Origin of the sequence: Marinomonas sp. TW1 (genome assembly GCF_001625355.1) — a bacterium.
In the GTDB taxonomy this organism is placed as follows: Bacteria; Pseudomonadota; Gammaproteobacteria; order Pseudomonadales; family Marinomonadaceae; genus Marinomonas.
In genome coordinates this window covers 36,679-56,249 of record NZ_JSEE01000001.1, presented here as the reverse complement: position 1 = coordinate 56,249, position 19,571 = coordinate 36,679, and the positions used below count along the sequence as shown (strand labels likewise).

Below are 19,571 nucleotides of genomic sequence, written 5' to 3'. Positions count from 1 at the left end.
GATAATGTGTGGTATCGTTGGTGTCGTAGGCACGTCGGTGGTTAACCAGTCAATTTTTGATGCGTTAACTCTTCTTCAGCATCGTGGGCAGGATGCTGCAGGTATGGTGACTAGCCATAATGGACGTTTATGTTTGCGCAAAGACAATGGTCCGGTGAGTGAAGTATTTCGCACTCGTCATATGAAAAAATTATTGGGTAACATTGGTATTGGCCATGTGCGTTACCCAACCGCTGGTACCTCTAGTTCAGCAGAAGCTCAGCCATTCTATGTAAACTCACCTTACGGTATTTCGTTGGCGCACAACGGTAATTTAACCAATACGGCTAAGTTGAAGCAGGAAGTGTTTGAGTCTGATTTGCGTCATATCAACACGACGTCGGATTCAGAAGTTTTGGTCAATGTTCTTGCTCATGAACTTCATGAAGAAGGCAAGTTAGTGCCCAAACCTGATGATATTTTTAATGCTTTGGAGCGTGTTTATCATCGTATTGAAGGCGGTTATGCAGTCGTCGCATTGATTACTGGCTATGGTATTCTCGCTTTCCGTGACCCAGACGGCATCCGTCCTTTGATTTATGGTTCACGCCAGACGGAGAATGGTATCGAATACATGGTGGCGTCTGAAAGTGTGGCGCTGGACGCGGCTGGTTTCAAGCTAGAGCGTGACATAGAGCCAGGCGAAGCCATCTTTTTTGATGTTAATCATAATGTGCATGTTCGTCAGTGCACACCGAAAAAAGCGCCACGTCCTTGTTTGTTTGAATACGTCTATTTTGCTCGCCCCGACACGGTGATTGATCGTATTTCGGTTTACAAAGCACGCATGAACATGGGGGATCGTTTGGCTGAAAAGATCCGTCGCGAGTGGCTGGATCACGACATTGATGTGGTGATTCCGATTCCAGACACCAGTCGCACCGCTGCGTTACAAATTGCGCAGACATTGAATATCCCATTTCGTGAAGGCTTGGTGAAGAACCGTTATATTGGTCGTACTTTTATTATGCCGGGTCAATCGGTTCGTAAAAAATCGGTTCGTCAGAAATTGAACCCAGTGCCATTTGAATTCAAAGACAAAACGGTTCTATTGGTCGACGATTCCATTGTGCGTGGTACCACTAGTAAAGAAATCATCGAGATGGCAAGGGAAGCCGGAGCGAAAAAAGTTTACATCGCCTCGGCAGCCCCGGAAGTCCGTTACCCGAATGTGTACGGTATCGATATGCCCGCGGCGAAAGAGCTGATTGCTCACAACCGTAATGTCGATGAGATTTGTGAGTTAATTGGCGCGGATAAATTGATTTTCCAAGACTTACAGGATTTGATCGAAGCGTGCATCGATGAGAAGCATTCAGACGTAAGAGAGTTTGATACCTCGGTATTTGACGCGACTTACATTACCGGCGACATTGACTTAGAGTATTTGGCTAAGTTAGAAGGTAGCCGTAATGATGAAAACAAGGCTTCTGTTGAAACTGTGCAAGCTAATGATATGATGCATCCTATGTAATAGTCATTGGGCCAATTAGTGTACATTCTAAGCCAGGTCTAACCTGGCTTAGTTTTTTTGAAAGCGTTATTAATAAAGTGTTTTAGATTGTTTGGTGGAGAACAAAATGTCGGCTTATAAAGACGCAACGAATGCGATTCATGCGGCTACGCGTCAAACTCAAGAGCAAGAAAACAGTGAGGCCATTTTTGTCACTTCCAGTTTTGCTTATGCCAGTGCAGAAGAAGCGGCAGGCAAATTTTCGGGTGATGAGGACGGTAATGTTTATTCACGTTTTACCAACCCAACGGTAGAGCTGTTTGAGAAGCGTTTAGCAACGTTAGAGAAGGGCGAAGCAGCGATTGCCACCAGTTCTGGTATGGCGGCGTTAATGACCTTGGCATACAGTTTGTTGAGCGCGGGCGATAGAGTGGTTTGCTCCCGTAACATTTTTGGCTCTACTGTGAAGTTCTTTAACACTTACACGACCAAGTTCGGAGTGGAAGTGGTGTATGTTGACGCCACAGATTATGACGCATGGCAAGCAGCGATCAATGACAAAACTCGCTTATGTTATTTTGAGACACCATCGAACCCATTGTATGAGGTTGTTGATGTGGCCAAGGTGGCGGAATTTGCTCATGCGAAAAATGCTTTGCTGTGTGTCGATACTGTGTTGGCCACGCCTGCGTTGCAAAATCCGTTGACGCAGGGTGCGGATATTGTCATGCAGTCAGCGACAAAATTTATTGATGGACAAGGTCGTTGCTTAGGTGGCGCGTTAATTGCCAGCCAAGAGATTGTGGATGTCTTCACTGCCTTTATGCGCAGTGCTGGGCCTTGTATGAGCCCTTTTAATGCTTGGGTGTTGCTGAATGGTCTTGAAACCTTATCTTTGCGAATGAAAGCCCATTCCGCCAGTGCGTTACAATTGGCGGAATACCTTGAAGCGCATCCTAAAGTACTCAAGGTAAATTATGGCGGTTTGCCCAGCCATAAATATCATGAGCTGGCGAAGCAGCAACAAAAAGACTTTGGCGGTTTGTTGTCTTTTGAATTAGACGGTGGGCGTGATTCTGCTTGGGCATTTATTAATGGCACCAAGTTAATGTCAATCACAGGCAACCTAGGTGACAGTAAGACGCTGGTAACGCATCCGGCGACGACCACTCATGGTCGTCTAAGCGATGAGGAAAAGGCCAAAGCAGGCATTGCTGAAGGTCTGGTTCGTGTTTCGGTGGGACTGGAAGACATAGAAGACATTATTGCCGATGTTGAAGCCGCATTATCACAACTGGCTTAATGGCATAAAGTAAAAAAAACGGGCTTAGAATTTTCTAAGCCCGTTTTTTTTGTGTCTGTCCTGTGGGTTTCAATCGCCGTGATTGAAACCCACACAGTAAGGACCATGGTTAAGTTGACTGAGGTGTGGTCGACTCAGTGGGTGTCATGTCTATGTCTATGTCGCTGTTGTCAGCTTCGTCTGCCGCTTGCAAGGCTTCAAGCTGTTTGCGTTCCTTACGGCGATAGCCTAATACCAAAAGACAAGGTGTCAGGATCAAAGTCAGCGGTGTCGCGAACGTTAAGCCGCCAGCAATGGCTGTCGACAGTTGTGTCCACCATTGAGCGGAAGGTGCGCCAACACTCAGTGACTGATGAACCAAATCGATGTTTAATTGGAATACCATAGGTACTAAACCAAGAATGGTAGTAATGGTCGTCAAAATGACAGGGCGCAAACGCTGAACACCTGTGCGAATGGCGGCTTCTCTTACCTTCATGCCTTGTTTGCGTAAGCCATTGAAGGTGTCGATCAGGACAATGTTATTGTTCACCACAATGCCGGCTAAGGCAATGACGCCAACGCCACTCATCACCACGCCGAAAGGTTGCCCTTTCACCATTAAGCCGATGAAAACCCCCATGGTTGAAAACACCACCGCACTGAGGATAAGTAGACATTGGAAGAAGTTATTGAACTGGGTCACCAAGATAATAGCCATGATGAAAAAGGCCACGCCAAAGGCTTTGGCCAAGAAAATCATCGATTTTTGTTGTTCTTCGGTGTTTCCTCGGAATTCATACGTCACCGTTTGATCCAGATCTGAGGCGTCCAGCTTGGCTTTAATTTTCTTGATGACTTCATCCACAACCAGTCCGTCGACCACGTCAGCATCAATGGCAATGGTTTTCTTTCCATCGGTACGGTTTACCACTCCTTGTTTCGGTGCGGCATAACGATGGATAAAGTTACTGGCAGGAATGCTGCCTTGGTTGGTCGGTATTTGCAGTTGATCTAGTTGATCTAGGCTGCGTTGGTTAACCGGGTAGCGTAAGACGATGTCAATTTTATCGTCCGCGCCTTCTGGCAAGAAGTCACTTAATGTAATGCCTGTGGTCACCAGTTTAACGACATTGCCTAAACTGTTTACGTCGACACCGTAGCGGCTTGCTTCCTCACGGTTAATATCAATTCGCCATTCGATTCCGGGCAAGGAGCGGTCATCACTAACGGTGACGATTTCATTCCGTTGCAACAGCTCTTTGGTGATTTGGTCAGCAGCCATATTCAACGCTTCACTGTAATTGGAGCTAAGCTGTAACTGAATATCGGCACCTGATTGTGGGCCACCTTGTTCTTTTTCAGCACTGACTTCAATGCCTGGGATTTGCTTGGTTTTTTCGCGTATTTTGTCCAAAATCTGGCTGGCGGAAGGTCGATCATACCAATCAACAAATTCCATGCTGATGGAACCAATGCTGTCTGGTGCTGAACTGTTACCCGGTGTGGCATAGGACCTTACCACAACACTCTTTAATTCTGGTGTGCCAAGTACTTGTGCTTCTACTTGTCTGACTAACGCGTCTTTTTCATCCAGAGATAAATCGCCGCGGGCGCGAATGTCTAAGTTTGCTGACACCGGTTCTACATTAGGAAAGAACTCCACGCCTTTACCGAATTTCCCGTAACCGGCGAGCACACAAATCAGTAGCGTGATAGTGAAGAGCAAAACCCAGATTGGGTGCTCTACTAGACGAGTGAGCATGCGACCATATGCACCTGTAAAACCACTTAGTTGGCTAAGATCACCGGTTTCGGTGATGCGCAACGTGTTCATGGTTTTTTGGCTGTAAGCGCCTTTTTTGCCAATGATTGAGCCAATGGTTGGTAGCACAATCAAGGCCATCACAAGGGAAGAGGCGAGCGTAGCAATAATGGTGATGGGCATAAAGCGCATAAATTCACCAACGATGTCTGGCCAGAACAACAACGGCATAAACACAGCCAAGGTTGTGGCCGTCGATGCCGTAATAGGCCAGGCCATGCGTTTCGCGGCTTCACTGTAAGCTTGACGTTTAGATGCCCCTTCTGCGAGTTTACGATCAGCGTATTCCGTCACGACGATAGCGCCATCTACTAACATCCCAACGCTCAAAATCAAAGCAAACAAGACCACCATGTTGATGGTGAATCCTTGTAAGTTGAGCAATAGAATGCCTGCTAGAAAGGCTCCAGGAATGGCTAGGCCGACTAAAATTGAGCTGCGTATGCCCAGCGCCCAAACAATAACGATCATCACGAGTAAGGTGGCGGCCAGAACATTATTGAATAGGTCATTGAGTGACGTCTTAATATCAACCGACTTATCACCCGTTAAGCTGTATTGCACCCCATCAGGCCAAGACTCACTTTCCTTTTCAACTACGGCTTTGACGGCTTCGATGGTTTCAATGATGTTGACACCAACACGCTTAGAAACGCCAAGCGTAATGCTGCGCTTACCATTCACACGAGCATAGCTGTTTGGGTCTTCAAACGTCAGTTCACCGGTTGCGATGTCGCCTAATAAAACGACCTGATCTCCGTCTACTTTGACGGGCAGATTGAGAATGTCTTCTTTGGTTTTAAGCAAGCCTGGGACTTTCAGAGAAAAACGACCTGCGCCCGTGTCCAGATTGCCCGCTGCCACAAGACGGTTGTTTCCCGCCACAAAGTTGGCGACTTCGGTCAAGGACAAATTATAGGTTTCAAGCTGTTCAGGTCGGACAATAATTTGTGCTTGTTGGTCACGATCACCACTGATATCGGCTTCCAAGACACCATCAATGGCTTCAATGGCGTCTTGTAAGTGTTGTGCTGTTTGACTGAGCGTGGCGAAATCAACGTTACCAGACAAATTGACTCGAATGACAGGAAAGGTGGAGAGATTGATTTCGGTGACGGTAGGTTCTTCGGCATCATCAGGCAGTTCGCTTTTTGCACGATCGACCTTGTCTCGAGTGTCGCTTATGGCCTGATCGATGTCCACGCCGGATTCAAACTCCAGCATAATTGAAGCGTGACTTTCAGATGCGGTGGATTTGAGTTCTTTTAAGCCTTCTAGACCTTGTAGTTCTTTTTCAAGTGGATGGACTAATAAGCTATCGGCGTCTTCCGGTGAAATGCCATCCAATGTTACTGAAACGTAGGCCATTGGGATGGTGATGTCTGGGTCATTTTCTTTAGGGATTTCAATGTAGGAAACGGTGCCCATAATCAGCACCAACACAAAGAACATCATAACGGTTCTAGAGCGGGCTAAAGCGGCTTCAATTAATGTTTGCATAGGGTAAAAGCCTCGTTAATCCTGGTAATGTGCGTTAACGGTATCGCCTTCGGACACAAAGCCCTGACCGACGGTGATGATATTCACATTATTTGGTAGGCCTTTGACCCATATTTGATCGCGTTCTGATTTGACGATAACGACTGGCATGGTGTTTACTTTATTATCAATGTCGATGGTTTTTACAGCTGTATGGCCCGAATCATCTAGCGTAAGAAGGGCGGGTGAAAAAGCATGCGCTTTCTGTGCTTCCAAAATAAAGTCCACGCTGGCGGTTAACCCAGCGGCGATTTTGTTGTCAGGATTATCCACTTCCATTTCAACTTGGATGGTACGGCTTGATGTGTTGGCGGTCGTGTTGATAAAAGACACAGCGCCTTCGGCTTCGTAGCCTGATTCTAGTGTGACGTGACCAAGGGTTCCGAGCTGAATTTGTTGGATTTTATTCTGTGGAATGTTCACGCTGATTTTAATCGGATTTAATGACACCAAACTGCCAACCTGTGTTCCGACAGACAATACTTGCCCTTGTTTCACATCTAAGCTGTTCACAATGCCGCTAAATGGTGCCGTTAGAGTGGCATTTTCAAGATCAATTTCTAGTGCTTTTAGAGCCGATTTTGCGGAAGCGAGATCGGTTTCAGCTTGGGCTAAATTTACTTTTGAACTGAAATTGCCCGCGTTCAATTTCTTGATGCCGTCTAATTCCAATGCTCGTTGCTTAACTAAGAGTTGAGCTTGCTCGATCTGGGTTTTTAAGGTTCGTGTGTCGATGGCGAGAATGGCTTGACCTTGTTTGACCGAATCGCCTTTTTCAATGGCTAACTTAGTCACTTTGCCTTGGTAGTTGTTAACGAGGGTTAGGGTCTCATTGGCGGCTGTTTGGCCACTTAATGGTAGATGGACTTCGATGATTTGCGCGCTCAGTGTTTTGGCTTGTACCGAGTAAGCGGGTTGGCTTTCGTTGGTTTGAGTGACAAGGGTCTTCTCTTGCGGTGCATTGTTTGTGTTAGTTGGACTGACAGTAATGCCGTTTCCGCCAAGTACCATCCAAGCGACAGCGGCACAGGTTAAACCGATTGCCGTAATCATCCCCGTCTTACTTTTTAATTCCATCTACCACTCCGTGAATTTTAAATGTGTAGTTATAACGAAATAATTATATTAAATAATATAAAGAAAAACTGTTTTAGACATATAGAATGTCGTTATATCAGTTATTTATTTTTTCCGCATGTCTGAAATTGCTCCCAACACACTCTTAATGTCGGCTAAAAAACTTTTTAATCTTAAGTTCTTACTTAAAGGCAAGCTCTAAGCTAAACCTTCCAAAGGAAGAGTGATATGATAGCGCCACAAATTTTCCCTATTATAACTGGATAGATATGAGTCTATTGTCTTTAGAGCAGGTAAGTGTTGCATTTGGGCATAACCCGCTGTTATCAAAAATCAGTTTTTCCGCCGAAGCGGGTGAACGTGTTGCAATCATTGGTCGTAATGGCGCTGGCAAATCAACCTTTTTAAAAGTGGTATCTGGCGAACAAATTCCAGATGAAGGTGTGGTGCGTCTTGAGGGTGGAATGCGCATTGCGCAATTGCCACAAGAGCTACCAGAAGCAAATGGTAAAACGGTACGCGAAGTAGTCAGTGAAGGCGCGGGCGAAATACATCAATTGATGACGCGATATTTTAAGTTGCTAGAAGACTTCGAACAGGATCATTCTGATGAACTGGGCCACATTCAAAATGATCTCGATCGTTTACAAGGTTGGGATTTAGAGCAGCGCGTCAATCACATGATTCAGCGTTTGGCGTTACCGGCAGATAAGTTGATGTCTGAATTGTCTGGCGGTTGGCGTCGTCGAGTCATTTTAGCGCAAGCTTTGATTTCGGCACCAGACGTCTTACTACTGGATGAGCCAACCAACCATTTGGATGTACCGACCATCGAATGGATGGAGCAGCAGCTATTACAGTTTCGCGGTTTAATTCTGTTTATTACCCACGATAGACGCTTCCTTGAAAAATTGGCCAATCGTATTGTCGAATTAGATCGCGGTAATTTGTTGTCTTTTACTGGCAATATTAATGAATTTTTAGTCTTCAAAGAAAAGCTCTTGGAAGAAGAAGAGCGTGCCAATGCCTTATTCGATAAACGTTTGGCCGAAGAAGAAGTTTGGATTCGACAGGGGATCAAAGCTCGTCGAACTCGTAATGAAGGTCGAGTCAGAGCATTGAAGGCCTTGCGAGTTGAGCGTTCAGAGCGCATTGATCGTCAAGGCAACGCTAAAATGTCGATTGAGACCAAAGAGAAATCCGGTAAGTTGGTCGCTGAGTTTGCGCAAGTCGGTCATGCATTCGAAGACAAAGTGATTCTGCAGCCAATGGACTTCATGGTTAATCGCGGTGATCGCATTGGTTTAATCGGTCCGAACGGTTGTGGTAAGAGTACTTTCTTAAAAATCCTGTTAGGGGATTTAGAGCCGAGTTCAGGCACAGTGCGCCAAGGTACGAAACTCAACGTTGCGTATTTTGATCAGTTACGAGAGCAGCTTAACCCAGAACAAACCGTGGCGGAAAACGTCGGTGAAGGCAAAGAAACCATTGAAATCAATGGCCAGAATAAACACGTCATTGGTTACCTAGGGGACTTCCTGTTTCCGCCAGAGCGAGCACGTACTCCGGTGAAAGCGTTATCCGGTGGTGAGCGAAACCGCGTCTTGCTGGCGAAACTCTTTACTAAGCCTGCGAACCTTTTGGTGATGGACGAACCGACCAATGACCTAGACGTTGAAACTCTTGAGTTACTGGAAGAGTTATTAATGAACTACGATGGTACCTTGTTATTGGTGAGTCACGATCGTGCTTTTCTAGACAATGTGGTGACCAGCGTTATTGCCTTTGAGGGTGAAGGGCGAGTACGAGAATACGTGGGCGGTTATCAAGATTGGATTCGTCAGGGCGGTAAGTTCCCAACAGAATCAACGTCACAGACGACGGAGACAAAGCCCAAACAAAAAGCGGATACATCGACTGGTGATGTCAACAAACCAGCTGAGGTCAGCAAAGTAAAAAACAAACTGAGCTATAAATTACAACGAGAGTTTGATGGCATGCCAGATGCCATTGCTAAGTTAGAAGCTGAGCTGGAAACCTTTCAGCAAATAACCGGCGCAGCAGATTTTTACAGCGGCGATGCGCAAAAGGTACAGGACACCTTAGCGAAAATGGCCGAAAAAGAACAAGAACTGGAGACAACAATGGAGCGTTGGCTTGAGTTAGAAGAAATGCAGAACGGATAAAACATGAGTCAAACATTAACAAAAGTGTCTTTTATTCCGCGCTTATTTGGCGCCTTTGGTCAGTTTTTTAAATATTTGAGCAATGGTGATTACGCGGCGCGTTGTCTTGCCATTGGGCAAGGCGAAAAGTTGGCCTTTGAAGTCGAACCGAAAGTCATTACCGAAGAGGTGGAAGTGATTCGCGAGATCGAGGTAGCACCACCGACTCTCGCATCGGTTAATACCGATGGCGCATTGCAATTGCTGCAACTTTTACAGCAAGAAGCGCGTTTTATCGACTTCATACAGGAAAGCATCGACGCCTATTCTGATGAAGAAGTGGGGGCTGCAGCGCGTCAAATTCACGCTGCTAGCCACAAGGTTTTGGCGCAAAACTTTACTATAGAAGTGGTCAATTCAGCCCCTGAAAATACCTCGGTGACTGTCCCTGTGGATTATGATGCCCAGCAAATTAAGCTGGAAGGTCGTGTCGAAGGAATGGGGCCATATACGGGGAGTTTGATTCACCCAGGCTGGCAAGTGACAGACGTACGCTTGCCTAAGGTCAGCCAAACCCAAACCTTATCTATTCTGGCGCCTGCTGAAGTCGAGGTGTAATCATGAGTGACTATGTCATTGGTATCGATTTAGGTACCACGCATTCGGCTGTCTACTTTTCAGAGAAAAAGAAGGCGCTAGGCTTACAACAATTACTGATTCCTCAATTAAGTGCCGCAGGGCAGGTGGTAGAACGTCCATTATTGCCGTCCTTTGTGTATTACCCCCATGCCACGGAATTTCTTGAAAGTGACTTACAGTTACCATGGGGGAAAACTTCAAGCATTCTTGGTCAACTGGCTCGTGAGTTAGGGGCAAAGTCATCTGGTCGTATGGTGCAAAGTTCGAAAAGTTGGTTATGCCATTCGCAAGTTGGGCCTGACGAAGCGGTATTGCCAATCGATGCTTTGGACGAAGTCGACAAGGTGTCACCAGCACAGGTGACTGAGAGCTTGCTTGATCATTTAGTGTCTGCTTGGAATCAGGCTTTTCCAATGGCACCTATGTCACAGCAAGAGGTCGTCATCACGGTTCCTGCATCATTCGACCCAGCGGCTCGCACCGTCACTGAGCAAGCGGCCGAGAAAGTCGGGTTAAGGGCGCGACTCATCGAAGAGCCTTTGGCGGCCTTTTACGCTTGGTTAGCGGATCAGCAGGATTGGCAAAGTCAGTTAACGCTAGGCGAACAAATTCTTGTGGTTGATGTCGGTGGGGGCACCACTGACTTATCTTTGATTCAAGTGACTGAAGAGTCTGGTTCGTTGGGCTTAGAGCGCATTGCCGTTGGTCGTCATATTTTACTTGGCGGCGATAATATGGACATGACCTTAACTTACCATTTGGCTGGGCAATTGGCGCAACAAGGAACCCAGTTTGAGGCGTGGCAAATTAGCGGTTTGACTCAAGCATGTCGCGATGCGAAAGAGCGTCTGTTAGCCAATCCAGAGTTAACGGAGACTTCGGTTGTGGTACCAAGTCGTGGGCGCAGTATTTTCAACAAAAGCATCAAAGCGACGTTAACGCAAACGGATGTTCAGCAGTTATTAATTGACGGCTTTTTCCCTGCGGTGAGTGCGGGTGAGCAAGCTCAAAAAGTAGCTCGATCTGGTATCAGTACAATCAATTTGGATTACGAAAGTGATCCTGCGATTACTCGGCATATCAGTGAGTTCCTAGGTCAACATCAGGCGAAACCGGGCAAAGTCTTGCTAAACGGTGGTGTGTTTAACGCCTCGCCTATGGTGACAAGTTTGTCTTCTCGACTGAGTGAGCTGCTTGACGGCGCTGAATTTACTATGTTGACGCCTGCTCACCTAGATCATGCGGTGGCGAAGGGCGCGACTTATTATGCTCAGGTGCAAGCCAATGGTGGCGTCAAAGTAAAAAGCGGTTTAGCGGCAAACTATTACATAGGGGTTGCCAGTCCCATGCCGGCGATACCGGGTATGCCACCTCCAGTGGATGCTATCTGTGTGGCACCTTTTGGGTTGGAAGAAGGCAGTGATGAACAAATGCTGCCAAATGAGTTTTCATTGGTTGTGGGTGAGCCCGTTCATTTTCGCTTCTTTCAATCGCCAAAAAGTGAAGCCGAACCCTTGGGTAAGGTCATTTCTTCTTTCTCCTTGGCGCAGCTAAACGAATTGAACCGATTAAGCATTCAACTGAATGAGGGGCATTATGACAAAGGTGAGATGGTGCGTGTTTACGTTACCGCGCAAGTGACGGACTTAGGTTTGTTGCTGTTACAAGCTCACGATACTCGTTCGGATTTGCAGTGGAAAATTGAGTTTCAGGTGAGGGAAGGTTAATGTCAAAAGGCGCTTATCGAGTTGGTATTGATCTAGGGACGACAAACTGTGTGGTGTCTTATTTAGCCCCAGACTCGTCCGCTCCCTTGTTATTATCCATGCCGCAATTTATGGCAGATGCCTCGGTACAAGCGTTCGACTATCTGCCCAGTGCCATCTACCTTTTAGCCGACGATGAACAGGGTAAAATTGACCCTGTTTTACCTTGGCATAATAGCCAAGAGAAACACTACATTGTTGGTGTAGGCGCCTTGGCATTAGGTCAGCGTCGGGCTGGACAATTGGTGCAAAGTGCAAAAAGTTGGCTCAGTCATCGTCAAGTGGATCGCCGTGCGGGTATTTTGCCGTGGGGAAGTGAACTGAAAAATAAAATCAGTCCACTCAAAGCCAGCGAGCTCTTGTTGCAGCACATTCGTCAAAGTTGGAATCAGCAATTTTCCGATGCGCCTTTAGAGCAGCAGCAAGTGGCGTTAACCTTACCGGCATCGTTCGATGAAGAAGCCAGAGCATTGACGCTAGAAGCGGCTAAGAACGCTGGTTTGAACGAACTGTTTTTACTAGAAGAACCGCAAGCGGCGTGTTACCACTATATTAGCGACGATCAAAAACGTGCTGGCCTAGCCGATAAAAAGATGTTGCTGGTGGTTGATATTGGTGGTGGTACCAGTGACTTTAGTTTGGTCTCAATTTTACCTGGCACAAAGAAAAATCACCTTGCCTTAAAGCGAATTGCCGTTGGTGAGCACCTGTTATTGGGTGGTGATAATCTTGATCAAGCCTTGGCCTTTCAGTTGGACCCGAAGCAAATCTCTGCTTTATCAGCCTCCCGATTAGCAGCCTTGGTGCAGCAAACCCGTCGAGCAAAAGAAACCTTGCTCAGTGATAACGCCCCTGATTCCTTGAGCATTACGGTACTAGGCGGTGGCAGTCGATTGATTGGTGGCGCACAAAAATTTGATGTCTCCCGTGCCGCATTATTAGATCAAATTCATTCTGGCTTCTTCCCTATGGTCGCATTGGACGATAGCGTGCATAAAAGCGCATATGCAATGCATACTCTGGGTTTAGCCTATGAATCTGATCCCGCTTTTACGCGTCATGTTGCGGATTTTGTTCGACAACACCAAGCGGATATTCAACAGGCGACTCAGTCATCTATGCCGGATGCGGTGCTCTTTAATGGTGGTTTATTTAACAGTGAGCTTCTAAAAAATCAGTTGCTTAAGCAGTTAAATACCTGGACTGAACAGCCGATTTTAGAATGTCATGCGGACGCGCCGAACGAAGCGGTGGCCAAAGGGGCGGCTTGGTACCTGAAGGCATTGGCTGGAGAAGGTCATCGGATTGAGAGTGGTGTAGCGCATAGCTTGTATTTAAAACTGGCAGAACAGCAGTTTGTTTGTATCTTACCGAAAGGCACATTGACGGCTGAAAGCCTGTCTTTGCCACGGGATTTTATGGTGACCTTGGGAGAGGAAGTGCAATTTCCTCTTTATCGTGCGGATGACCATATTATAGCCAGTCTTGGTGAGGTGCGTGACGAGTCCGGTCTGCATTATATTTCTACCTTGGCCACTGAGTTGGATGCTCAGCAAGACAGTAAAGAAGTCTTGGTCAATGTCGCGGCACAAATGACGGAAGTCGGTGTTTTACAGTTGGAATTGGTTGGCGTTGGCTCAGCTGACAAATGGCAGTTAGATTTTTCAACACAAGCATCAGAAGACAGTGATAGCCGTCAAAGTGAAGGTCTGCTCGCTGCCAAAATGGGTGAAGCAGAAGAGCATTTGGCACGATGCTTTTCCAATGCCGGCCAAAAGCAATCGCCGGATTTGGTGAAATCGTTAAAACAAGATTTGGATCAATTGCTTGGTGCTCGTGATGATTGGAGTTTGGCGACGTCTCGCCGGGTGGTGGATAAATTACTGGTATTAAAGTCCGGTCGACTGAAAAGTGCCCAACATGAACGCCAGTGGCTTCAGTTGTTAGGCTACTGTTTACGACCAGGTTATGGTGCCGAAGGTGATGAAAACCGAGTTCAGCAAGTCATTAACTTAACCAAAGCAGGTACTCAGTTCGATAGTGCGGCCGTTTGGGGGCAATATTGGACGTTATACCGTCGTGTTGCGGGCGGCTTGTCTTTAGATCAACAAATGACCTTGTTTAAGCAATTTAGTCAGTTTTACTCGCCTGCTGGGCAGCGTTCAAGAGAGAAGATGAAAGCGCTGGCAACCCGTTCTAGTGATGATCTAATCCGATTGATGGGCGCGTTGGAAAGTTTGCCACTGTCAGAAAAACAAACGTTGGTTGAGTGGTTGTTGAAGCGCTTGGCGAAATCGTCTGAGCCTGATACCGCTTGGTGGACGCTAGGACGAATTGCTTCTCGCCGTCTATTGTCTGGGCAAGCGTCTGATCGGCTGCCTGAGTCAGATTTGCCGGTCATTTTGGATCGAGCACTAAAAGAAGATTGGAAGAAGCGTAAGCAAGCTGGCTTGGCCGCGGTATTAATGTGTCAGATATCCGCTGGAGAAACGGATTGGCTGTCTGACTATCGTCAGAAAGTGTCTAAAAAGTTAGTGAAAGACAAATGCCCATCACAATGGGCAAGTCGTCTTGATAGTCTGGTCGAAATCAGCTCGGAAGAGCTAAATTCGTTAGTGGGCGAGAGTTTACCCATTGGTTTACGCTTATCTTCTGATTAGTCAATGGAGATGCCAAATAGCTTGATGTCCATGCGATAGGGAATGGCCTGTCTGCTCTGCTGTAATTGGTCTAATAAGCTCAAATATTGCGCCATGGTATGGGCGAGCAAGTTAGCGTCACTTGGTAATTTATGGGTGAATTTGGTTGCTCTCATGGCGCTTTTTAGACCACGGGTAATGGCATATTGGTGAGGCGAGAGTAAGATGATTTCTTCGCCTATGTGCCAAAAAATGTCCAAATTCCGAATTTGTAATGGGCTGATGGGCGGCACTAAGGGGACAATGTCGTCTTGGGTTACGACACGGATCAGAGGCAAGTCTGCAAACTGTTTTGCGCCACCGACATTGGTTACTTTAGGTTGCCCAAATGTCGTAATTTGGGCAAGCGGTAGGGACTCCTGTTGCACCAACATGCCTAATACCACCGCAATCGCGCCACCTAAACTATGGCCTGTAATACGAATCGGTTTGTTGTTTTTTAAGTAGGGTCGAACGTCTTCTAGCACCTGTTGAGCGGCTGTGGCAAACCCTTGATGTAGAAGAATGCCCAGTGCTTTATTGGGTTGCAGAGAAACCGTCAAATCCACAATGACATTATTTAGGTTTGCGGTGCCACGAATCGCGATGGTTTGGTATTGGTCATTTTCCGATAAAAAATACAGCACATCCGAATTGGGTATGACGGAATCGTGTAATAAGACTTCGTCTTGTTGTGCTAGCCTATTGGCTAAAGCGGTGGTGTTGAGGTCTTCTTGCTGAGCCGCTTCATAGGTATCAGAAGAAAGTTGTGCCATGTGTTTTATGTGGACAAAGTCAGGTTCGGCCAGTGCTGGATTAAAGGCACTGATCAGTACAATGGAAAGCAGTATTACGACACGCATCAGCTTGTTTCATTCTCAATTAATAAAGGTCAAGCTTACGTGAAAATCACTTGATCGAACAGGCTAGGGCAGCCTGTTCGGTTGTGGAGTATTAGTAAGCACCAGCACTGTAGATTAATTCGTAGCTGTGGCTATAAATTTCCAAAATATTACCAAATGGGTCTTCCATGTAAATCATGCGATAAGGTTTTTCTCCTGGGTAATAGTATCTTGGTTCTGGCATGCGTTTTTTACCGCCTGCCGCGACGATTTTATCGGCTAATTCTTCTACATTGGGATCTTGCACACAAAAATGGAAGATGCCGGTTTTCCAATATTCAAAATTGTTCTCAGGGTTTTGTTGGTTTTCAAATTGGAAAAGTTCCACCCCGATACGATCACCTGTGGAAAGGTGGGCGATGCGAAATGAATGCCAGCCAGCGCCAAACACATCAGTACACATTTCCCCTATGGCGCTGTCATCTTCCGTAATGTTTGTTGGCTCCATGATGAGATACCAACCCAATACTTGAGTATAAAATTCAACGGCTTTTTCTAGATCTGGAACGGAAACGCCGATGTGAGAGAAACTTCTTGGATATTGCTTTTGCATTAATGATCTCCTTCGTTTGATGGAAGGCAGGTTACAACCCCACTTTAATTCTGTAAAATTATTAAAAATGATGTATTTGAGTATATTTTGTAATGATTAATCCGGTTTGGCTTAAAACATTTGTTACCTTGGTGGACGTTGGGCATTTCACGAAAGCGGCGGACAGTTTGCATATGACGCAGTCTGGAGTCAGCCAGCAAGTGAAAAAGCTAGAGGATCATTTGTCTGTTGAATTGTTAATGCGGGAAGGTAAGCGTTTCAGCCTAACAGACAAGGGGCAAAAACTTTATCAAGAGGCGAAGCTGTTATTAGAGTCGTTGAATAACCTTGAGCGTAAAGTTATTGCCGATCCGCCTTATGAAGGGGTGGTGAGTATCATGTCCCCAGGCAGTGTTGGATTAAAGTTATATCCTCAACTACTGGATCTACAGCAGTCCCATAAAGAATTGGTGTTAGAGTACCGCTTTTCTTCAAACGAGGATGTTGAGACGGCGGTTTTGGAAGACAGCATAGATTTTGGTTTGATGACATACCCGGCGAAAAGTCTTGATGTCGTTTCAAGTCAATTAGCAGAAGAAGCCTTGCTATTGGTAACACCGGCTGAATGTTGTGAGGTGACTTGGCAAAACTTATTGTCACTGGGTTTGGTGGATCATCCTGATGGTAAGCATCATACCAGTCTATTGCTGTCGGCGAACTTTGAGGACTTTCAACATGTCGGACAAATTCCCCAAAAAGCATTCTCTAATCAAATCAGTTTGATTTTAGAACCCGTTAGTCGAGGAATTGGTTTTGCGGTTTTGCCTAATTATGCGGTAAAAGCGTTCGCAAAACAGGATTTAATCCGTGTTCATAGTCTGTCTAATCGTGTGACTGAGCCCTTGTATTTAGTACAGAGAAAAGGTCGTTTACAACCCAATCGGGTGAAACATTTGATGAGCGAGGTCTATCGATCTGTTGGTTGTAAAATGCAGACGAGTTAATGACCAAAAAGTATGAAAAAAGTGTGTTTTAAGCGGTAAAAGACTAGACATTAAACTGGTTAGAATTTAATCTACACCCAACTTGATCAAGTGGTGATTTTACCACATTCCATTGTCAAGACGTTCGATAAAGCCTCAGAAAAATAACAATTGCCGCTCGGCAGCCTAAAACGAACCTTGTCATGCATTTGAAGCAACCTTTCAAGATGCAATTGGGGTCAAGATTGTTTAATTCAATCATTCATATGAGGCTCAATATGACTAAACTAACGACTTTTTTCGCATCCCTTGTTTCTCTTTTTAGCACAAAAAATCATTGTGAAACGAAACAAGCGATTAATGAATTGAAATCTTACTCAGATCGCGAATTGGCTGAGTTGGGTATTTCTCGATTTAACATTAAAGATGCGGTTCAGTATGGCCGTCAGTCCGCTGTGTAACCCCGAATCTTTTTATGTCTAAAAGCCAAGCAATTGCTTGGCTTTTTTGTGCGCGCGTTTAACAGAGAGACAGTTTTTGCTCAAAAATTGCTAAACAGCGTCAAATACTTTAGTTTTGTCTGTAGGAATAGACAAGGTTGAAATGATCTCAAGGAGTGAGATATGTGGATTAGATTTTTTTTGATTGGGTTTTTGCTAACCCTTCCCGCCTTAAGCATTGCGCAGATAGACGTGCAATTAGCGACTCAATTTAGTGACGAAGCTCGCGTTCAAGATTACCTTATCAGTGAAAAATACGATGGCATTCGAGCGATCTGGACTGGATCTAAGCTGATTACTCGCAAGGGCAACGAAATTAATTCACCGCAATGGTTCACGGAAAAATTGCCCAATATTTGGTTGGATGGTGAGCTTTGGACTCAGCGGAATGACTTTGCCAAGGTTATGTCCATTGTGCGAAAGAAACAGCCCGTTGACCAAGAGTGGCGACAGATAAAATACATGATCTTTGATGCACCAGACCAAGAGCGAAGCATGACGTTTGAACAGAGGTATGCTCGTTATAAACGTATCTTAGAGCATCTTGGTTTGTCTCATGTGATTCCAGTAAAACAATTTTCGGTAGCGAGTTTGTCTGAGTTGTATGATCGACTTAATGAGTATGTTGCATCCGGCGCAGAAGGTTTGATGCTACATCGTAAAATGGCGGTGTTTGAAAGTGGCCGAACTGACAATTTATTGAAGCTCAAACCTTATGAGGAAAAAGAAGCAAAAGTGGTTGCTGTGTTGCCCGGTCAGGGCAAATATGAGCATAAAATGGGGGCGATTTTGGTTGAAATGCCGTCTGGTGTGCGTTTTAAAATTGGCAGTGGCTTTAGTGATCAAGAAAGAGAAAATCCTCCCAAAGTGGGCTCGACCGTTATCTTCAAGCACAGTGGTTTCACCCTGCGAGGTATTCCTCGTTTTGCGGTCTTTCAAAGGTTAAGATACCCCATCTATTAAGTGAATAAAGAGTGAACCGTGACGGAAATACATTGTTTACCTGGCACGATGTGCGATGATCGACTCTGGCAGCAAGCCAGTCGATATCTGGATCAGAGTACGGTTTTAACTCATCAAGCGATTCCATTAGAAAATTCATTGGATGACATGGTGGCTTGTTTGTTAACGCGATTGCCTGAATCGCCAGTGAATTTACTGGGGTTTTCGATGGGGGCGTACTTGGCAGCGGCATTGACGGTAAAACACCCACATAGAGTCAAACGTTTGATGCTGGTTTCTAATCTTGCAACAGGGTTGCCAGAAGCAGAACGTCAACAAAGGCGAGTGGCGCTCAATTGGGTGGCCAAGCAAGGTTATTCTGGTATACCAAGAAAGAAAGCGCAGTCGATGCTGGGGCTGTCTTGTCAAAATAATGAGCATTTAATTGCTCTGATACAGGCGATGGATGAAACTTTGGGTGAAGCATCTTTGGTGCAACAGTTAACAGCCAGTTTAGAACGACCGGATTTAATTGCTCTTCTTAAAGAATTAACGATACCTGTTCATGTCTTGGTTGGAACGGAAGATGGTTTGTTGTCAGCATCGGATCGACAAAGGTTTAAGGACAGTCAAACCGCAGAATGGGTTGATATCGATGATTGTGGTCATATGATACCGATAGAGCAACCTCCGCTGTTTGCCAAATACGTGCGGGCGTGTTTTGTCGAATAGCGGTCATGCCGATTGAACTAACGCTTCACGAGATTCGCTGGTGGCTTTTACAATGTTGGACAAAACAAACTGTGCATGGTTTCAATCAAGGTTTTTACTCGCTGGTCGCCTAAGCTGTAATAGATGGTTTGGGATTCGCGACGAGTAGCGACCAGATTGTCTTTTCGAAGCACTGCAAGGTGTTGCGATAAGGCCGATTGGCTCAGCGGTAGTTTTTCATTCAAGGCCGTTACTGACATTTCCCCTTCCAGCAAATGGCATAAAATTAACAATCGGTTTTCATTGCTTAGTGCTTTTAAAAACACGGCAGCTTGAGACGATTGTGTGATCATCTCCTGCATTGTCATTGAATTGTTGGCCATACATCTTTCCTTTCTGTCGCATTACTTTGCATTGTTTCATAAGGTGCAAAGTCATCCACAATGTCTGTGGATAAATCTGGGGGTAGTGTTAGTTACTATATATTCTCATCAAGTAAGACGGCCTCTGTCTGATTTGTTTAAAAAACAAACAGTGG

At 45.6% G+C, this 19,571-nt stretch carries 15 protein-coding genes; 10 read left to right on the top strand and 5 right to left on the bottom strand.

Annotated elements, in window-relative coordinates; genetic code table 11:
* Nucleotides 1–4 precede the first annotated feature (4 nt).
* Together purF and OA79_RS00225 are read left to right on the top strand one after the other, a co-directional pair.
* Nucleotides 5–1,513: an amidophosphoribosyltransferase gene (purF, locus tag OA79_RS00230; RefSeq protein ID WP_063331228.1), complete on the top strand. Its 1,509-nt coding sequence runs from the start codon at nucleotides 5–7 to the stop codon at nucleotides 1,511–1,513.
* A 106-nt stretch (nucleotides 1,514–1,619) separates the two neighbouring features.
* Nucleotides 1,620–2,795 (top strand): O-succinylhomoserine sulfhydrylase, encoded by a 1,176-nt coding sequence (locus OA79_RS00225; RefSeq protein WP_063331227.1) that lies wholly within the window; start codon nucleotides 1,620–1,622, stop codon nucleotides 2,793–2,795.
* Between the two features lie 109 nt (nucleotides 2,796–2,904).
* Here OA79_RS00225 and OA79_RS00220 read toward each other — a convergent pair whose 3' ends face one another.
* Nucleotides 2,905–6,099: an efflux RND transporter permease subunit gene (locus OA79_RS00220; protein WP_063331226.1), complete on the bottom strand. Its 3,195-nt coding sequence runs from the start codon at nucleotides 6,097–6,099 to the stop codon at nucleotides 2,905–2,907.
* A gap of 15 nt (nucleotides 6,100–6,114) precedes the next feature.
* A complete protein-coding gene (locus OA79_RS00215) occupies nucleotides 6,115–7,215 on the bottom strand; it encodes an efflux RND transporter periplasmic adaptor subunit (protein ID WP_063331225.1) in 1,101 nt (366 codons plus the stop codon).
* Nucleotides 7,216–7,484: 269 nt separating this feature from the next.
* On the opposite strand from OA79_RS00215, the gene OA79_RS00210 reads away from it, so the two are divergent.
* From OA79_RS00210 to OA79_RS00195, 4 genes are read left to right on the top strand one after another with little or no spacing between them, the layout of a single operon-like run.
* Nucleotides 7,485–9,401: an ATP-binding cassette domain-containing protein gene (locus OA79_RS00210; RefSeq protein WP_063331224.1), complete on the top strand. Its 1,917-nt coding sequence runs from the start codon at nucleotides 7,485–7,487 to the stop codon at nucleotides 9,399–9,401.
* 3 nt (nucleotides 9,402–9,404) lie between these two features.
* Nucleotides 9,405–9,998, top strand: a complete 594-nt coding sequence (locus tag OA79_RS00205; RefSeq protein WP_063331223.1) for a DUF2760 domain-containing protein — start codon at nucleotides 9,405–9,407, stop codon at nucleotides 9,996–9,998.
* Between the two features lie 2 nt (nucleotides 9,999–10,000).
* Entirely contained in the window at nucleotides 10,001–11,746 is a 1,746-nt protein-coding gene (locus OA79_RS00200; RefSeq protein ID WP_063331222.1) for an Hsp70 family protein, read from the top strand.
* Nucleotides 11,746–14,445, top strand: a complete 2,700-nt coding sequence (locus tag OA79_RS00195) for a hsp70 family protein (protein WP_063331221.1) — start codon at nucleotides 11,746–11,748, stop codon at nucleotides 14,443–14,445. The genes OA79_RS00200 and OA79_RS00195 overlap by 1 nt, the downstream gene beginning before the upstream one ends.
* On the opposite strand, the gene OA79_RS00190 is transcribed toward OA79_RS00195, so the two are convergent.
* Together OA79_RS00190 and OA79_RS00185 are read right to left on the bottom strand one after the other, a co-directional pair.
* A complete protein-coding gene (locus OA79_RS00190) occupies nucleotides 14,442–15,326 on the bottom strand; it encodes a lipase family protein (protein WP_063331220.1) in 885 nt (294 codons plus the stop codon). The genes OA79_RS00195 and OA79_RS00190 overlap by 4 nt on opposite strands.
* Nucleotides 15,327–15,417: 91 nt before the next feature.
* Complete coding sequence (locus tag OA79_RS00185) at nucleotides 15,418–15,918, bottom strand: lactoylglutathione lyase family protein (RefSeq protein WP_063331219.1); 501 nt, start codon at nucleotides 15,916–15,918, stop codon at nucleotides 15,418–15,420.
* A 92-nt stretch (nucleotides 15,919–16,010) separates the two neighbouring features.
* Here OA79_RS00185 and OA79_RS00180 point away from each other — a divergent pair, with 92 nt between their 5' ends.
* The 4 genes from OA79_RS00180 (at nucleotide 16,011) to OA79_RS00165 (ending at nucleotide 19,054) form a co-directional block, all read left to right on the top strand.
* Nucleotides 16,011–16,901, top strand: coding sequence for a LysR family transcriptional regulator (locus tag OA79_RS00180; RefSeq protein WP_063331218.1), 891 nt, complete (start codon nucleotides 16,011–16,013; stop codon nucleotides 16,899–16,901).
* 257 nt (nucleotides 16,902–17,158) lie between these two features.
* Nucleotides 17,159–17,341 (top strand): DUF1127 domain-containing protein, encoded by a 183-nt coding sequence (locus OA79_RS00175; RefSeq protein ID WP_063331217.1) that lies wholly within the window; start codon nucleotides 17,159–17,161, stop codon nucleotides 17,339–17,341.
* A gap of 162 nt (nucleotides 17,342–17,503) precedes the next feature.
* Nucleotides 17,504–18,343 (top strand): DNA ligase, encoded by an 840-nt coding sequence (locus tag OA79_RS00170; protein WP_063331216.1) that lies wholly within the window; start codon nucleotides 17,504–17,506, stop codon nucleotides 18,341–18,343.
* An 18-nt stretch (nucleotides 18,344–18,361) separates the two neighbouring features.
* Entirely contained in the window at nucleotides 18,362–19,054 is a 693-nt protein-coding gene (locus tag OA79_RS00165) for an alpha/beta fold hydrolase (RefSeq protein ID WP_082825320.1), read from the top strand.
* Nucleotides 19,055–19,101: 47 nt separating this feature from the next.
* On the opposite strand, the gene OA79_RS00160 is transcribed toward OA79_RS00165, so the two are convergent.
* Nucleotides 19,102–19,416 (bottom strand): ArsR/SmtB family transcription factor, encoded by a 315-nt coding sequence (locus tag OA79_RS00160; protein WP_197465326.1) that lies wholly within the window; start codon nucleotides 19,414–19,416, stop codon nucleotides 19,102–19,104.
* Between the last annotated feature and the right edge of the window lie 155 nt (nucleotides 19,417–19,571).

Coding starts and splice junctions, on each gene's coding strand:
- OA79_RS00170 (WP_063331216.1), top strand. CDS start 17,504: ATGTGGATTAGATTTTTTTTGATTGGGTTTTTGCTAACCCTTCCCGCC.
- OA79_RS00175 (WP_063331217.1), top strand. CDS start 17,159: ATGACTAAACTAACGACTTTTTTCGCATCCCTTGTTTCTCTTTTTAGC.
- OA79_RS00200 (WP_063331222.1), top strand. CDS start 10,001: ATGAGTGACTATGTCATTGGTATCGATTTAGGTACCACGCATTCGGCT.
- OA79_RS00205 (WP_063331223.1), top strand. CDS start 9,405: ATGAGTCAAACATTAACAAAAGTGTCTTTTATTCCGCGCTTATTTGGC.
- purF (WP_063331228.1), top strand. CDS start 5: ATGTGTGGTATCGTTGGTGTCGTAGGCACGTCGGTGGTTAACCAGTCA.
- OA79_RS00220 (WP_063331226.1), bottom strand. CDS start 6,099: ATGCAAACATTAATTGAAGCCGCTTTAGCCCGCTCTAGAACCGTTATG.
- OA79_RS00190 (WP_063331220.1), bottom strand. CDS start 15,326: ATGCGTGTCGTAATACTGCTTTCCATTGTACTGATCAGTGCCTTTAAT.
- OA79_RS00180 (WP_063331218.1), top strand. CDS start 16,011: ATGATTAATCCGGTTTGGCTTAAAACATTTGTTACCTTGGTGGACGTT.
- OA79_RS00210 (WP_063331224.1), top strand. CDS start 7,485: ATGAGTCTATTGTCTTTAGAGCAGGTAAGTGTTGCATTTGGGCATAAC.
- OA79_RS00225 (WP_063331227.1), top strand. CDS start 1,620: ATGTCGGCTTATAAAGACGCAACGAATGCGATTCATGCGGCTACGCGT.
- OA79_RS00215 (WP_063331225.1), bottom strand. CDS start 7,215: ATGGAATTAAAAAGTAAGACGGGGATGATTACGGCAATCGGTTTAACC.
- OA79_RS00185 (WP_063331219.1), bottom strand. CDS start 15,918: ATGCAAAAGCAATATCCAAGAAGTTTCTCTCACATCGGCGTTTCCGTT.
- OA79_RS00160 (WP_197465326.1), bottom strand. CDS start 19,416: ATGGCCAACAATTCAATGACAATGCAGGAGATGATCACACAATCGTCT.
- OA79_RS00195 (WP_063331221.1), top strand. CDS start 11,746: ATGTCAAAAGGCGCTTATCGAGTTGGTATTGATCTAGGGACGACAAAC.